This window comes from Mesorhizobium sp. M1329 (assembly GCF_040318035.1).
GTDB lineage: Bacteria > Pseudomonadota > Alphaproteobacteria > Rhizobiales > Rhizobiaceae > Mesorhizobium.
This window is the reverse complement of the sequence record NZ_JAMYLN010000008.1, coordinates 134,095-148,209: the sequence shown is the minus strand read 5'-3', so window position 1 is coordinate 148,209 and position 14,115 is coordinate 134,095. Positions and strand designations below refer to the sequence as shown.

The 14,115-nt window shown below is 58.3% G+C and carries 14 protein-coding genes and 1 pseudogene; 5 read left to right on the top strand and 10 right to left on the bottom strand.

Annotation, left to right across the window (positions count from 1 at the left end; genetic code table 11):
* Window position 1 precedes the first annotated feature (1 nt).
* Window positions 2-865 carry a nucleotidyl transferase AbiEii/AbiGii toxin family protein gene (locus NKH21_RS10730; protein ID WP_352864808.1) on the bottom strand — a complete coding sequence of 288 codons (864 nt, stop codon included), beginning with the start codon at window positions 863-865 and terminating at the stop codon, window positions 2-4.
* A gap of 328 nt (window positions 866-1,193) precedes the next feature.
* Between NKH21_RS10730 and NKH21_RS10725 the strand changes: the two genes are divergently transcribed.
* The 3 genes and pseudogenes from NKH21_RS10725 (at window position 1,194) to tnpC (ending at window position 3,590) form a co-directional block, all read left to right on the top strand.
* Window positions 1,194-1,574: a transposase gene (locus NKH21_RS10725; RefSeq protein ID WP_352864806.1), complete on the top strand. Its 381-nt coding sequence runs from the start codon at window positions 1,194-1,196 to the stop codon at window positions 1,572-1,574.
* On the top strand, window positions 1,571-1,915 hold the full coding sequence (gene tnpB, locus NKH21_RS10720) for an IS66 family insertion sequence element accessory protein TnpB (protein ID WP_352642448.1): 345 nt from the start codon (window positions 1,571-1,573) through the stop codon (window positions 1,913-1,915). The genes NKH21_RS10725 and tnpB overlap by 4 nt, the downstream gene beginning before the upstream one ends.
* Window positions 1,916-1,987: 72 nt before the next feature.
* Window positions 1,988-3,590 (top strand): annotated as a pseudogene (tnpC, locus tag NKH21_RS10715) (IS66 family transposase).
* An 18-nt stretch (window positions 3,591-3,608) separates the two neighbouring features.
* Here tnpC and NKH21_RS10710 read toward each other — a convergent pair.
* The gene (locus tag NKH21_RS10710) at window positions 3,609-4,403 is read right to left on the bottom strand and encodes a DUF6088 family protein (protein ID WP_352864802.1); all 795 of its coding nucleotides are present in this window, start codon (window positions 4,401-4,403) and stop codon (window positions 3,609-3,611) included.
* Between the two features lie 115 nt (window positions 4,404-4,518).
* Here NKH21_RS10710 and NKH21_RS10705 point away from each other — a divergent pair, with 115 nt between their 5' ends.
* A complete protein-coding gene (locus NKH21_RS10705) occupies window positions 4,519-5,709 on the top strand; it encodes a hypothetical protein (RefSeq protein WP_352864800.1) in 1,191 nt (396 codons plus the stop codon).
* A 2-nt stretch (window positions 5,710-5,711) separates the two neighbouring features.
* Here NKH21_RS10705 and NKH21_RS10700 read toward each other — a convergent pair whose 3' ends face one another.
* The 6 genes from NKH21_RS10700 to NKH21_RS10675 all read right to left on the bottom strand — a co-directional run bounded on the left by NKH21_RS10700 (window position 5,712) and on the right by NKH21_RS10675 (window position 12,587).
* A complete protein-coding gene (locus NKH21_RS10700) occupies window positions 5,712-7,553 on the bottom strand; it encodes a Z1 domain-containing protein (RefSeq protein WP_352864798.1) in 1,842 nt (613 codons plus the stop codon).
* Between the two features lie 201 nt (window positions 7,554-7,754).
* A complete protein-coding gene (locus tag NKH21_RS10695) occupies window positions 7,755-9,623 on the bottom strand; it encodes an ATP-binding protein (protein WP_352864796.1) in 1,869 nt (622 codons plus the stop codon).
* Window positions 9,624-9,650: 27 nt separating this feature from the next.
* Window positions 9,651-10,829: a hypothetical protein gene (locus NKH21_RS10690; RefSeq protein ID WP_352541515.1), complete on the bottom strand. Its 1,179-nt coding sequence runs from the start codon at window positions 10,827-10,829 to the stop codon at window positions 9,651-9,653.
* Window positions 10,830-10,846: 17 nt separating this feature from the next.
* Entirely contained in the window at window positions 10,847-11,611 is a 765-nt protein-coding gene (locus NKH21_RS10685; protein WP_352864792.1) for a hypothetical protein, read from the bottom strand.
* Window positions 11,611-12,000, bottom strand: a complete 390-nt coding sequence (locus NKH21_RS10680; RefSeq protein WP_352864790.1) for a hypothetical protein — start codon at window positions 11,998-12,000, stop codon at window positions 11,611-11,613. Before NKH21_RS10680 ends, NKH21_RS10685 begins: the two co-directional genes overlap by 1 nt.
* Complete coding sequence (locus NKH21_RS10675) at window positions 11,997-12,587, bottom strand: RNA polymerase sigma factor (protein WP_352864787.1); 591 nt, start codon at window positions 12,585-12,587, stop codon at window positions 11,997-11,999. Before NKH21_RS10675 ends, NKH21_RS10680 begins: the two co-directional genes overlap by 4 nt.
* A gap of 51 nt (window positions 12,588-12,638) precedes the next feature.
* Between NKH21_RS10675 and NKH21_RS10670 the strand changes: the two genes are divergently transcribed.
* On the top strand, window positions 12,639-12,938 hold the full coding sequence (locus NKH21_RS10670) for a hypothetical protein (protein WP_352864784.1): 300 nt from the start codon (window positions 12,639-12,641) through the stop codon (window positions 12,936-12,938).
* Window positions 12,939-13,073: 135 nt separating this feature from the next.
* Here the strand turns inward: NKH21_RS10670 and NKH21_RS10665 are convergent, their stop codons facing one another.
* Entirely contained in the window at window positions 13,074-13,655 is a 582-nt protein-coding gene (locus tag NKH21_RS10665; protein ID WP_352864782.1) for a hypothetical protein, read from the bottom strand.
* 155 nt (window positions 13,656-13,810) lie between these two features.
* The gene (locus tag NKH21_RS10660) at window positions 13,811-13,942 is read right to left on the bottom strand and encodes a helix-turn-helix domain-containing protein (RefSeq protein ID WP_352864938.1); all 132 of its coding nucleotides are present in this window, start codon (window positions 13,940-13,942) and stop codon (window positions 13,811-13,813) included.
* Between the last annotated feature and the right edge of the window lie 173 nt (window positions 13,943-14,115).

The window sequence follows — 14,115 nt, the reverse complement described above, 5'->3', positions numbered from 1 at the left end:
GTCACCGAAGTGGTTTTAGCGTGTCCTCGATCGCCCTTATAGCGGCGATGATGTCCTCGAATGAAGGGAGCGAGCCGAAGATCATTCCGCCCATACTGTCGTAGTCTCGCTTGAGCGCGTCCATCATTCCGGCTGCGGGCGTCAGTGAGAAGTCCCCTGCTACCGCTGCGTCGAGATCGAGATCGGGTCGATTGAAAAACATGCGGGCGTGACGTGCGCAATCTAGACCCAACGCTCGATTCGCTAGCGCATCCTGCCCAATTTGAGCTGCGAGCAAGCGGTAAACGTCGTAGTAGTGACGCGTCACGCGTTGACCTTCTTGACGGACAATTCCTCTGCGGTCAAACCACCGGCGCAAACCATGTAGAATGATTATCTTGTCCCAAAAAGTGCGGCCGGCGGCAACTGTGGTTACATTCGAGACTACGAAATTCGTGTCGTCCAGTTCGGCGGCGACATAAGGGATGACGCTTGCGGACGCATTTGGGTCTAGAGCGGATTTGGCGCCAGATTCGATGCGAACTGCCGGTCGTATATACTCATCGGCTGTTACCGTGGCGCTTGGATACCAGAGCAGAAGGGTTTGGCCATCCGGATCATCCCTATCAGACACAACTCCCAGTCCGCTGTCCGAAACGTTAGCAGCACCCAATGTGCGCTTGAAAATTTCCGCGAGGTCACGGGCGAACGATCCGTTGATATACTCACTGCAGCTGTCGCGGATCGCGTTGAGTTGACGGGTTCGAACCTTGCGACCCATGGCTTCGAGCTCCTCGACGGAAGCCGCCTCCCCCAGATCGTCGCGAAACACCGTAATGTCGATGTCTTCCGAAAAGCGTTCGATGAGGCCATGCGCCTTCGACAAGGAAGTGCCGCCTTTGAATAGCAGACGTGGTTGACGGCCGGCAATTCGTTGAACAGAGCGTCGAGTACCCAGCAGACCCAGAAATCCTTCTCGACATTTCGTTCACTTGTACCCAGGCGTCGTCCGGTTTCCGCGAACAATCCGCGGCGATCCTCAATTGGGGCCGCTAATACACGTGCGAATGCGGGGTTCATCATGAGGTCTTCGTCGAAGCTCTGTAAGCGCCAAGCTGACCCCATCTGGCGCGGCTTGAGGTGATGAGCGAGACATACTGACACTGAAGCAAGGAGCCGAGGAGCTTGCAGTGTCAATTTCTATGTCGGCGCCTATGCCTGATGATAGAAGTTTCCATGTTCTTGAAGCGGTTGCCAACCGACTGGAAGCAAGCCCGCAGCGTCCGCGGCGGCGCTGGTCGGCGGAAGCGAAGTCGCGGCTGATCGAGGCGACACTGAAGCCGGGCGCGAATGTATCGGCCATTGCCAGACAAGCGGGGATGGCGCCGGCCCAGCTGTTCGGCTGGCGGAGCCAGGCGATCAAGAGCGGTGCGGTCACGCCACACAGGGATGCGGAGCGGCTCGGCTTTGTCGAGGTCACGCCGACAGCGTCTGCGTCGGTGGAGATCGAGCTGGGTGGCGTGGTCATTCGCGCCGGTGCCGATATCAATGAGGAGCAGCTGGTGCGGATTATCCGGGCGGTTCGCCAGGCATGATCCCGGCTGGCGTGAAGGTGTTGCTCGCCAGTCATCCCGTCGATTTTAGAAAAGGTCCCGACGGCCTTTTGGCACTGGTGCGCGATGCCGGCTCGGATCCATTCAACGGCGCACTTTATGTATTCCGCGCCAAAAGAGCGGACAGGATCAAGATCGTCTGGTGGGACGGCAGCGGCGTGTGTCTTTATGCCAAGCGGCTGGATGAGGCGAAGTTCTGCTGGCCGCGGATCGGCCACCACCGGGTCCAGCTCAATCATGCTCAGCTCATGGCTCTGGTTGACGGAATGGACTGGAAACGGGTTCGAACGGAGACCGTCAGGCGGCCGCAATCGGTTGGGTAAAACCCTGCGGCATGATGAATCAGGGAGCTGAAAACGCGGGAAAATTGCCGCGAATATGCTCTGATTTTGGCCATGTCGGCACCCGATCTCGCGCTCCCGGACGACGTTGACGCGCTCAAGGCGATGGTTGTTGCCATGGCCGAAAAAGCCGCCGGTCTGGAAGAGCGTAATGCCGATCTCGAAGCCCACAATACGCATCTCGAGTTGGTCAATCAAGAGCGCCGAGGAGCGGATCGCACGACTGACGGCGGTGGTGAAGATGCTGGAGCGGGCGCGCTTCGGCAGCCGCTCCGAAAGGTTGCGGGCCGGTGCGCTGAGCGAGGAGCAGTATGCGCTGGTCTTCGACGAGATCGAAACCGGCGTGGCGGCCATCCAAGCGCAGATGGAGTCTGCGGGCGGCTCGAAAGCGAAGCGCGCTCCGCGTCCTCGCAAAGGCTTTGCGGCCCATCTCGAACGGGTCGAGGTGGTCATCGAGCCCGAAACGCCTGCTGGCTGCGAAGCGCTGGAAAAGATCCTGATCGGCGAGGACGTCTCCGAACGGCTCGATGTCACCCCGGCGAAGTTCCGGGTGATCGTTACGCGTCGCCCCAAATATGCCTACAAGGGTTGGGACGGCGTCATCCAGGCAGCCGCGCCCGCCCGCATCATCGAAAGCGGCATTCCGACCGAAGCGCTGCTGGCGCAGATCGCGGTGTCGAAATACGCCGATGGCCTGCCGCTCTACCGCCAGGAAACGATTTATGCCCGCGATCAGGTCGAGATCGACCGGTCACAGATGGCGCAGTGGATGGGCAAGCTCGGCTTCGAGCTCGAGCCGCTCGCCGATTACGCACTGGCTCGCATCAAGCAGGGGGAGCGGGTCTTCGCCGATGAGACCACGCTGCCAACGCTGGCGCCGGGATCTGGCAAGGCCAAGACGGCCTACCTCTGGACCTATGTCCGCGATGATCGGCCCTTTGGCGGCAGTGGACCGCCCATTGTTGTCTATCGCTTCGAGGACAGCCGCGCCGGCGAATGTGTCGCCCGTCATCTGGACGGCTATCGCGGCATCCTGCAAGTCGACGGATACGCCGCCTATAACCGGCTGGCCCGATCCGATCGGGGCAATGACGGCGTGATGCTGGCGGCGTGCTGGTCGCACGTGCGGCGCAAGTTCTACGAACTGCATGCCGCAGGCTCCTCCGTTATCGCCTCGCAGACGGTGGCGCAGATGGCCCCGCTGTGGGCCGCCGAGGAGGCCGTACGCGGCCAGGACCCGGCAGTACGGATAACTGCGCGTCAGGAGAAATCCGCCGCCGTCGTTGCCGCTCTCTTTGCGCTGTGGGAAAAGGAGCTGCCGAAGCTGTCGGGAAAATCGAAGCCCGCCGAGGCGATCCGCTATGCGCTCGGCCGGCGTGCCGCGCTGGAGCGCTTCCTCACCGACGGCCGCATCGAAATCGACTCCAACACCGTCGAGCGCGCCATCAGGCCACAGACAATTACCCGAAAGAACAGCCTCTTCGCTGGCAGCGACGGCGGCGGACGGACATGGGCCACCATCGCCACGCTGCTGACCACGGCCAAGATGAACCAGGTCGATCCGCACGCCTGGCTCACCCAGACCCTCGAGCGCATCGCCAATGGCTGGCCAAACAGCGCTATCGAGGCGCTCATGCCTTGGAACTACCATCGCTGAACGGCATCAGCTACCCGCTTACGAAGCTCTGTTGTTCGGTTTTCTCCGGGTCTCTGGCAAATTATCGGACCCTGCGGTCTTTTCGATCGACCGCAAGCTTTCGCGCTTAACGCGAGGAGACTTGGACGAAACCGTGTGTCTCATCGCCCTTCCAAGAGGCAGTTCAGGAGATGGATCGGCATCCTGCAACACCTCCCGGAGATAAGATTGCATCCATATTGGCAAGGTCGGTAGGCCGTCGCGGAGATCGTCGCGGACCGCTTGTCCTCTTGCCGGATCACTGAGCAAATTCCGAAGCCGTGCCGTGCTGTCCGCTTCATTCCCGGACGTTATAACGTCTTGAAGCCAGTATAAGGCTTGGACCACCCGCATCGCAGGTCGTCCGGCCCAGAAAAGCCGACTTGGCGCAGCCTGCCTAAACTTGATAGTTTGGTTGCCCAGTTTTATTGGACGCAAACGCGCATCACTGTGTACAACTACTTGTGAGGGAACGGCGGTTGTGAGACCTAGATCATTCGCCGCAGTGACACCATCGACGACAAGGCGGGCCTGATCGCGTCGACTTACAGCGTCAATTACGGCGCGTGTCTCCGGGGCGCTCGAACGACCAGTCAGGCTATTTTTGCGCGGCATGTGGTACAAGCCCCGATCAAGACGCTGCAGCTCTTGGGTTTTCACGAGGCGTTGGAGTGCCTTGTCTATGGCAGCGCGAGGTCCAATGTCGAGAAAGTCCACGGGTGTCCAGACAGCACTTGGAGCCGCTGCAATGCGGTCGAGAATCTGTGGCTTGAGATCGAGCGAAGGGCCGCGCATGACTCACCTCTTTGTCCGAAAAATGCGGTATTTTTCGGACAAAGGCAACTCCGGGCTTTACGTTGTCCGAAAAATGCGGTAAGTTTCGGACAAAGATGTACCCGGGAGGCCGAACGTGATCCGCTCCATTCATCCCTTCCCGGCACGCATGGCACCGGAACTAGCTCTCGAAAAACTAAACGAGCTATCCTCCGCAGGCCTAGTGCTCGACCCGATGGCAGGTTCCGGAACCGTTCTTCGTCAGGCGACCGATCTCGGTCATCAGGCGATTGGCTTCGATATGGATCCTCTCGCAGTTCTCATGACCCGCGTGTTGACGGCCGCAGTCAACGATGCGTTGGTCCTCGATCTCGTTGAGCGCGTAAACAAACGAATCGATGCGATGTCTGTTGAAGAAGCCATCCTACCATGGATGGACAATGATCCCGAGACAGCGGTGTTTGCCGACTTCTGGTTCGCTGATCCGCAGAAACCCGAGTTGCGCCGAATCGCTTGTGCCTTGGATCAGCTTAGCGGGGAACTCTCCAGCCCGGATGAACACTTGGCGATCGACCTGTTGAAGATCGCGCTCAGCCGCCTCATCATCACTAAGGACAAAGGAGCTTCGCTGGCCCGCGACGTCTCGCACAGTCGACCGCACAAGGTCGCGGACGCCAACGACTTCGAGGTCAGACCAATGTTCGATCGCTCAATTAATGCTGTAAGGAAGCGCCTGAGCGAAGCCCCACCTGCCGGCGGCGCCGCCATTACGCTCGGCGATGCGAGAACCCTGACGTCCGTCGCGGACGCCAGCGTCGACGTGGTTCTGACGTCGCCACCCTATCTCAATGCTATTGACTACATGCGCGGACATCGTCTGTCTCTTATCTGGCTTGGCCATCGTCTTAGAGACCTTCGTGCGATCCGCTCCAACAGCATTGGTGCCGAGCGGGCGCCCGATAAGGTTGATGAGGCCATCGAGCTAGCAACGATACAAGCTGCCATGGGCGAGATCGATCAGCTTCCCACGAAATTCGCGTCGATGATCGCCCGCTATGTCCAGGACATCCGTCTTATGGTCAGCGAAATCGCGCGCGTGCTAAAGACTGGAGCACGCGCGACATTCGTCGTAGGCAATTCCTGTCTGCGCGACGTGTTCATCAGGAATTCTGAAGCGGTCGCTGCCGCTGCCCGCCTCGCTGGGCTGACATTGGTTAGCGAAACCGAGCGGCCTTTACCATTGCGCAGCCGCTATCTGCCAATGACGAGCGAGCCGCTCGGCAAGCGAATGCGCACCGAGACGATCCTCACATTCGCTCGCACCTGACGTCATGCGAGATTCTGGATGAACTGCAAGCTACCCTTGTACTTGTAGAACAGCTTTGCTCGTCCGTTCGCATTGTAGAAAATCTTCACATGATGGACGGCTGTTGGAAATTTCTTGGGCTCAAGCTGACTTTTGCCCATGAATCCCTTGTCGCGTGAGATCGCTGCCTGATTGGCGGTACTGCCGTAATTAGCGATCGTCGAGGCTGCGTGAATGGCTAGCGTGCCGCCCCCTCCGGCCATCACTGCCTTGATGTAGTCGATCAGAAATTGCGGCAGCGCGTCGTTGCCGAGTTTGGCGCGAAGCGCATCTAGCGTGACGATGCTCGATGGATCACCAAGCACGATCTGATCGAGTTCTACCGTGTAATCGAACATGCCGAACGACATCTCGCCCTTGTCGAGCGCGACGGTTGCCTTATCAATGCTGGGGTCCGACGCCACAGACACGCGACTATCTCCAATCCAGACTGGCGACCCCAGCTCGCTCCGAACTGTCGCGAGCGCCAGCCGATGAAACACGAAGCAACGATGCCAATCGGCATAGAGTTGGGTTGGGATTGTCAGTTCGAAATGTTCAAGATATGCGCCGCGCGCGCCGAACATGCGTGCCCGCTGGATGTAAGTATCCTGCTGCAACTTGTGCTGCACGTTACGCGTGAAAAACATCGACAGAAGGTTTGGGAAGGTGACGCCGCGCGAAACAATATTCCCGCCGATGATAATGGTGAACGGAGAGGAGGGCTCGGTGGCACTATCCCCTGCTGCTATTCGGTCTCGTTCGCTGTTCAGCACCACGAGGCTCGTGCGCGAAGCGTTTTCTACGACATAGCTGGTGAGTTCATCGGGATCAGCCGCTGGATATAGCTGCTGCGCCGTCGCATAGACGCTGGTGACAAGCCTATCGAAGTCCGTGCTGTCGGCCTCCGTCAATGCATGCACGGCCTCTTCGATCGTGATGCGGTCGGCCTCATGGTCGAGCTTCTTGCCGCTCGTGTGCACGAGCATAGTGTAGTTTTTCTCTTCGTCGTTCACAACCTTATTGAGGTAGGCGACCGTAACAAGAAATCGAACGAGCGCGTCCCGCGCTTCCTGCGGATTGCCGCCCTGCTGAAGATAGGTCAGGCGATAAGACACTTTCTTGTCGAGGGGAAAGAACACGTCCTGGCCCGTATATTTGGCGTGTGGTGGGAAACTCACCCACTTTTCAGTGTCGTTCTTAAAGGTGTTATTGAGGTCGAGCCGGGCGGGTGTCGCGGTAACGCCAATATAGAAGCCATCGCTGCCAATCAACTGCCCGACGAGGTCGTTAATGGTCGTCTTCGTACCCTTGTTAACCTTAGAGTTTGGCGTGGCATAATCCGCTTCGTCATCGATCACGGCGATCTTTCCTATGCCCTTGAGTCGATCGATTAGCTTCTCGAGATCTCGCGCGTTCTTTTTGCAGAAAACAACCAACTCGGCGGGCTTTTGGCCGTTCGACGTCTGAAGCGACTCGGAGGAGTTGCGAGGACCTGGCGCTAGGCCGGATGTCTTGAAGCGACGCAAATTCTGCGTGAGCAAATCGACACTGTCATTCATGAGATGAACGATGACCTTGTGCCCCTGATCGAGGAGCTTCGCCGTCAGACAGATCATCATCTCGGTCTTGCCGCTCTGAGGCTCACCATAGATCACGAGCGCCGATGTGCTGGCCTTTGCAAGGTTGGAGACCGCGCCGTTGACCGCCACCTCGATGCTCGTCGTAGGAATGTCGGCTGTCTGCAATCGCTTTAGTTGTTTGGCATACCGATCGTTGAGTTTTGCTTTTGCCTTGAATTTCGCAAGATCGAGTACGTTTGTCACTGAAAATCACCCTTCAATTTGTCGGCCGAACCTGTAGATAGAATAGATAATTAATTTTACTAATTCTTCTGGCAATTCTTCAGGTCAGAAAAATTCGCATCCAGCTTTTACAGCAGGCAAGACTCCTTTCCCGTCCGGTGTATCCTAACGCCAACTTATAGTGCACGCGAATCGAGACCAGTCTGACAGCTCAAACATCTGTCAGCTTTCCAGTCTCAACTTCGCGGTCGAGGGATGGATCTGTGTCATGATCGGGCGACGCATGTGCGCAAGGCTAACAACGGCCTGCCCCGGCTGCAGCGACGCCAGCGAGCGCCACATGCTCTGATCAATGGCGGGAATAGTCCGCCGTAACCTGCCGACGACGCTTTCGTCCTGAATCTTGTGCAGGATCCAGTTGTTGATCAAGGCCAACACCTCATCGGGCAGATTCTGCGGCAGCTGCGTGACGAAGGTCAAGCCCAGCCAACGCTTACGCCCGCGCTTAGCAATGCGGGCAACCTGCTCATACAACGTCGGCATCTGTCGGATTCGCGCCGTCGACAGAAATTCGTGTGCCTCCTCGATAATTAGATTAACTGGCGTCGGCGTCTGCCCCTTGACGCTTGCCAACTCGTACGCACGCTCCTGCTCGGTCTGCAGCTGCCGCAAAACCTGCGCGATTGCCAAGTTTCGCAGCACCGGGCTGTCGAGATCTGAAAGGTCGATGATGTTGACCCGACCTGGTTTGAGCATCGCCGGGACATCTAGGTGGGCGGCATCGGCACGATCGAAGATTTTCAACCGGTGCATGCGCCAGAGGAGCCCGGAAACCTTCATCCAGCTCGACGGGACTTTCTCGAGTTCAGTCTGATCAATGATTTCTTTGAGCTTGGCCTGCGCGTCCGACCGTTTGCGCATCAGGTCGCTGGCCCAAAATGTGACTTCACCTTTCTTGAGGTGCGCGATGCATGCAGAAACGACGTCGATTAGCAGCGCCAGGGTCAGGTGTGGATAGCCTGACTCCATTTCATCCCAATCTAGGGCCTGGCGTTCTGACTCGACGTCCTTCTTGACCGGAAAAATGTTGATGTCGCCCAGCAGGCGTCGACCGATATCATAGGCGGCGAGGAAACGACCTTGTTGTGCATCGTTCATCCCGAGTATTTCTATCGCGGTCCATGGTGATAGCACGCTGAATTCGAGCGTGAACTCGGTATGTGACGGGTGGTCAGGATTGCTGGGCTCACGGCCGACGAGCGTCAGAACATGTGTGTTGGGTACGCCCTTAACGGGGAGACCCTGCGCCTTGGCAAGCGCCAGCATATCGGCATCCGCGGTCACCTCGTGCATGGTGGTGTACTCGCCTTCGGTATCGAGCAGAATGACCGCAGCCCCCTCTGCCGCGATGCCGGCGGCGTAGTTGGTGATCGTAGTAGATTTGCCGCCGCCCGTTGTGCCCAGAACCCCCGTATGCCGATAGAGTACAGACTTCTTGTGAACCGGCACCGGTACGTCGACTGTTTCGTGGCCCATTACGCGGCCGATGGCAAAATCGCCCTCCAAGCCCAGAATCGAAGACATCTCTGCATCATCAACCAGGAAGACGGGCGAATTCGGAATCGGTCGCCGATTGGCAGGCCCGATGCGACCCCCTCTTTCCTCGCCGAGCAGCTGAAGCTGAAGACGGCCGTGGTGCCCGGGCATGCCGATTGCGCCATTGACCGCCGAGATCACCATGGCGGTCGAATCAGCGCTAATACCATCCGGATCATAGAATGGTCCGGCCGACACAGTTCCGACATAGCGGCGACCGTCGGGATGGCTTTCGATGCGAAGAAGCGCCTGCGACGTTACGTTCCGAATTTTGTCCGGCGGCATCACAACCGTCACCGATCCATCGGACGAGCCGGAGGTGTCGTACAGGGTTCGCCCGAAAGATCCATCGTAAACAGCCGGCAGCTTCTTCTGACCGCCGGCCTTTTCTGACGTCTCGATCAAATTCTTCACGGCCGCGCGGCTCGTTGACCCGCGGTCAGTCACCTCCGATGCATCGCTGGCCGTTTCGTCCTCTCGGTTCGCTTTGGGCATTTCACTCTCCTGAATGGGCGAGGCGCTTCACGCGCCATATTGGGTCATGACCGCCGCTGCCGGCTTGAAGATCGCGTCTGATGGAAACATCTCGCGGCAGATACCGCCGGCGAGATCGAGCAGCATCGGGTAGCCTCGCGCTTCAACAAGCACGGCATCCGCCATCGCGACGATAGCGGCTTCGCTGGCATGTGCGGTATGTGCATAGAACACTTGACTTGACGAGTGTGGCGAGACGCGAAAGACGCCGGCGACGAGCTTCCCACTGGCGTCCGCCTGAAAGCCCTCAAGCATCCGCAGCGCTTTCTGGAATCGGCCCGTTCCATAGTGACCTTGAGTGATGACGCCGTGCATGTAGGAGTTCAGATCGTCGACGATCGCATACTCAAGGGGGAGTAACGCATCGCCGATGGTCCGCAGCAGGCGGTCGTTCGATCCGCGCGGAACATAGACGAAGCGCTGGTGGTCGAGCAGCAACTCACGAAAAAGCGGAACGGACAACTCGATCAGTTCGGGCATCCCAGCCCCCGTGAGCAATTCCTTCGGCAGGGGATGGCCATGGCCCATCCGCCATGGCGCTTCTGCCTTGCGCGCCATGACCGCCAACTCGGCATTGGCCATCAATCCGCGTCGCAGCATGTCCGATAGGCCCGCTTCCTCGGCGTCCTCGGCTGCTTTGCGTTGGGCAAGCAAGGCGAGCGTTCGATCAAGCGCAGTGCGTCCTGAGACCTTGACGTCCTTCTGAAACACTCGGTGGCCCCAGGTCCCATGGTCGCCCAGATAGGTCGCAAGTGCTATGGCCGTCTGAAAGATCGTCATCGGAAGCGTCTGATGAACGACCGACGCCCCATCAACGGCTTGGACATGCCCGCTGAATAGCAAGTGCTGCTGAACTGTCCGCAACTCGCCAAGTTCGACTTCGTGAACTCCGGCATCACGGGGAGCACCTTCGCGGCGGGCGATCAAAGGGAAGGCTTGCTCGCGAATGTCGCGGCGGGTTTCCATTTCCCGGACTTGCGCCGCAATAATCTCCCTCTGCAGACGATCAAACTGCTCCGCCATCCGGTGGGCGGGGTCCCAGTTGTCGATGTCGAGCGTGTCCTCAATACGCTCGCCGGTAGCGTCCTCGTAGCTCCGCCCAGCTGCCGATCCCGCTGCGCGTGGCGCCGATTTAGCTTCATCTTGGTCGACAGCAGAATTAGCCATGCGCCGTTCCTTTTATCCTACATATGCCGTTCGCGCTCTATTTCGGACGCCGCCTTGCGAAGTTGTTCCACTAAGGAGGGGCGATTGCGGCCTGCGGCGTTCACAATGCGCGGCGCGTGACGATCGGCGTCGCCTGGTGACAGTCCAAAAGTTTCTATCAAGCAAGCGGTGGCCGCTGCCCGATCGATGCGCCCACTTCGACCAAGCGTGCGGGCAATGACAATGCCTATAGGGGCGAGGGCGAGGAAGGCAGCCTCGTCGGCTTCATATTCCATGACTTCCGCGGCGGCTGTCAGTGGGACACCGTCGTCCCGCTCCATCACGTCCGCGAACGCGCCGAGCGGGCATCCGGACAAAATGCCCGCAAGTCGTTCCGGTGCCGTTGGCGCTCGAAGGCCATCGAGTACGTCGATGATCGCTGGGCCAAGGCGAGCGATCGCGAGTTCGCGCCGTGTTAAATAATGACCTGCAAAATGGGCCAGTTCATGCGCGAGAGCGAACCGCACGAGCGCTGCATCATCTTCGTCGAGAAAAATCATACCGAAGCCTCGGTGGGCAACCAAGCAGCCTCGCAGGCGTCGTTTCCGTAGGGAAGCGGTTGCGCGACCGGTCGCGACAGACAGCGTCTGTGCGACGTCCGCGGTGGTAAGGCCAGCGCGGACAATGATCGACACAGGCAAGGTCAGCGGTGCGCTTTCGGCGAGATCACGCGGAAAGCCGGAGCCTATTTTTTCGGCTCCGGCGGTAATTCGCGCTGCAACTGCGGCGGCGTCAAACGCCATTAATCGGCATCCTGTTTTCCCTCGTCCATGTCGAGTGCGGCCATCAGCATTTCGCCGTCGCCATTGGCATTCGCAAAGGCCTTCGCGCTTTCAGCGAAACGTAGCATATTGACGAGTGCCAGTGGATTCACGCCCAACGAGGTGGCCAACTCCATTGCCGCCCGGGGTATTGCAGCGCCTTCCGGCCGCGGTGTTACCGCGAGCCGCCACAGCTGGTTCTCATCACAACGCAGCTCGACGGCGGCCGAGCGCCCTGGATTTGCACGTTCCCAAATCGCCAGAGCACTACCGACGAAATCGGATCGATCACGCGCCGCCTGGGCCATCGCGCGCCCCAGACGTTCGGTCTCTGCTGAATTTCGGTCCATTGTAATCTCCGTATTGTTCATGCCTTCGTCCCCTCCCCAAAGCGGCGAGCTCTGCCGCGGATACGCTCCAACCGTCTTCCCGCTTCCTCCAGCCCAGATTCGTCGGCGGCCAAGCCGAGAGCTTGAGCGACTACGGGCACCGAACTCGCTCCCACCTTTATGAGGTTGACGATTACTGCGTCGCCAGGATCCTTCACCAATTGGTCGCCAAATCGCTCCCAGTCGATCTGCCGGATCATTGAATCCTCGTCGTCGACTGCCGCTAACGGATCATCAGAAGAATTTTCGATCGCCGAATACGTACCCTCATGTTTTGTGCGGCGAGCCTGCGAGCGCCGAAGGGTCATAGCCTTGCCTTTGGCGATAGCGGCGAGGTACGTTGTCAGCTCAGCGAGCTGAGGATTGTAATTCTTCGGGGCAGCCAGATATTTGAACAAGGCGTCGAAGCAGGCCTCTTCGACATCCTGGTGGTCATGGAGACCAGCTATGTCGCGCTTGACGATGGCGACCAGCGACGCAATGACCAACTCAACGATCTTCGAGGCGGCACGCGTATCACCCGCCAAAAGCTGACCGTGTAGCGTCAGCAGTTCTTTCTGTTTCGACATTCTAGTCCTCTCACCGTCCGGTCGACGTCACCGGCTGATTCGGTGCCGATCTTGTTCGACGTCATATATCTGCCGCTCAACGGCAAATCTGGACGCGCGAAAGAGGAATTTTTGGCCGTTACAGATTATGTACGAAAGTCAGCTCAAGAACCGCTAGATTGGAAGGGCGCGCGTGAACGATTCCGCGGCACCGCGAAAGCTGCTGGATTCAGGGCAAGTGACGGCCATTTTCGCCCTAGAGCGGAAGCGCTCGAATTGATCACGACCCAGCAATTGCCAACCAAAATCGTCATCCGTGATGTCACGAAAGACAAAGCCGAGTACCTTTTCGTCTTGATCAGCCCACCATGAAAGCTCCTCTGCCATAACCCGAGCCAAGGACCTGCGCATGCCAAGGACGTGGAGATCGAAGCGCGTCCGCGAGATGCGCTTGCTGAGAAGATGGTCTCCTCGCGCTGTGCTCTTTTGCGTTTCGCCGCACCCATTTTATCCGACTCGAAACGGCGTCTTCGACATGAGGCGAATGGCGGTTGCGATGGCAAAATGTGCATCCTGGGCAAGAACATCTTCGGCGAGCTCTCCGCCGGTGACGGAACGCCTCACCAAATTGTCCGGGTCGTTTATGTTCCGGAAATGAGAGAGCGGGTTGCGGAGGTCCGCCAATCGTTTGAGATCAGTGACCTCTCCCGAAGAGAGAAAGCCGTTGGCTGAGCATCGCCTAAGGGTGTCATGAAAGCCCACCTTCGGCGGAAGGTCTTCTCCTGCCACATGCAGAAACCCGGCCAGAGTATTTTCCGCAAGCGATTGGCAAAGTAAAATGGTCGCGGCGAAGTTGCCGTGGACGAATGACGACCGTGCCTCAGTCAACGCCGTATGGGCTACAGTTCCTCCAAAGAGAAGCGTTCCGCCACTCCCCAACGAGCGTCCGTGATCGATTAAATAGTGATACCGGCCGAGTCGGCCTGCTAGGTCATCGTGCAGGTCGGCCAGTAGTAGTTGGAGAAGTGCGACATCCGACGGAGTTGAAAAGAGATCATCCCTGTGATCGTTTGGATCGATTTCGTTCATGTTCCGCTCGTGGGAACCGTGGAGACCGCACACGACCCGTGATGAAGCAATTTTTTCGCAGAAATCTGCATCCCGCCGATCGCTTCAAAATGGTGCCGGTCAAGTCTTTCCAATGCCATCGTTTGTGTCAGAACCATAGCCTGTTTCTGACAGCTTCAACAAAGGTGGATTTTAGTCGTGGTGGTTGAATTTGTGCGAGACATCCCCCTGCCCGTCATCTCGCGCAGCCCAAGCTCGTCAACGAGATCGAGCGTCTCCTGTTTTTTCACTTTCAACCTGTCCTGGATCAGGCCGGATCAAACGAGGGCCGGCTGATTTCGATCCATGTCCGAAATATGCCTACAAATTTCGGACAACAACGCGGCGCCGGTGGCACTATCTCGCGTTTATAGCTGATCGACTTTATTGATCAGGTGCGAGCACTGGTAAGGCGCTGCACTACTCCTGGCGTCAACGCAGA